The 1,313-nt window shown below is 59.0% G+C and carries 2 protein-coding genes; both read left to right on the top strand.

From position 1 onward, the window contains the following. Positions 1 to 1,132, top strand: a 1,132-nt coding sequence (locus ACXJ5O_RS27205) for an ABC transporter substrate-binding protein (RefSeq protein WP_457302629.1), incomplete at its 5' end; no start/stop codon positions are given. Positions 1,133 to 1,153: 21 nt separating this feature from the next. Then, positions 1,154 to 1,313: ABC transporter permease subunit (locus ACXJ5O_RS27200; RefSeq protein WP_457302630.1), on the top strand; the 160-nt coding region annotated here is incomplete at its 3' end.

Genomic DNA, 1,313 nt, shown 5'->3' with positions numbered 1-1,313 from the left:
GAGTGCAAGTGCCTATGCCGAAGTCATCAAGATCGGCGTTGTCGGTCCCTTCTCGGGACCGTTCGCAATTCAAGGCAAAAACTTCAAGGCGGGCATCGACGCCTACATTGCAACCCATGGTGACAAGGTCGGCGAGAACACGATTGAAATCCTCTACCGGGATGTGCCGCAGGCCGACCCGGCCCAGGCGAAAGCATTGGCGCAGGAACTGGTGGTCAAGGAAGGCGTGCAATATCTCGCCGGCTTCTATTTCACCCCGGACGCCATGGCGGTCACGCCGCTGCTCAAGCAGGCGAATGTTCCGAYGGTCATCATGAACGCGGCGACGTCGGCCATCGTCACCAAGAGCCCGCTGGTTGTCCGCACTTCCTTCACCACATGGCAGACCTCTGCGCCGATGGCGAAGATCGCGCGCGAACGCGGTGTCGAGAAAGCAATCACCGTCGTCAGCGATTACGGCCCGGGTGTCGATGCGGAGAACGCGTTCAAGACGACATTCGAGAAAGAAGGCGGTAAGGTTGTCGAATCCATCCGCATGCCGCTGTCGACCAATGATTTCAGCCCGGTGATGCAGCGGGTGCGTAATTCCGGGGCACAGGCGGTTTTTGCCTTCCTGCCGTCGGGCCCGACCACGCTTGGTTTCGTCAAGGCCTATAACGAGAATGGCCTGAAGCAGGCGGGTATCCAGTTTCTCGCGCCGGGCGACCTGACACAGGAATCCGATCTGCCGGCGATTGGCGATGCGGGCCTCGGCATCCTGACGACGTTCCATTATTCGCTGGCRCATAATTCGCCGGAAAACAAGGCATTTGTCGCTGCCGCCCAAAAAGCAATCGGCAACCCGGCCGAACTATCGTTCCCTTCGGTCGGCGCCTATGACGGCATGTATGTCATCAGCAAGATGATCGAGGCGACCGGCGGCAAGCAGGATGCACAGAAGGCGGTCGATGCCGTGAAAGGCCTCACCTGGGAAAGCCCGCGCGGTCCGGTCTCGATCGATCCGGAAACGCGCCACATCACCCAGAACATCTATCTGCGTGAAGTATCGAAGGGTGCCGATGGCGTCTACTTCAACAAGGAGATCAAGACGTTTGAGAAGCAGCCGGATCCGGGATTGGCGGCTGCAAAGTAGTCCCAAAACCGGAATGATCTGATGCAGACGTTCTTCAGCATTGGCGTCGATGCCCTGGCCTACGGGATGATCCTGTTCGTGATCTCGATTGGCCTGTCGGTGACGATGGGCCTGATGCGGGTGATCAACCTCGCCCACGGCGCATTCGCCATGATCGGCGGCTATATCGCTTCCTATGCGG

The sequence above is a fragment of the Phyllobacterium sp. P5_D12 genome (assembly GCF_054049495.1).
This window is presented reverse-complemented; position numbering and strand designations above follow the sequence as displayed.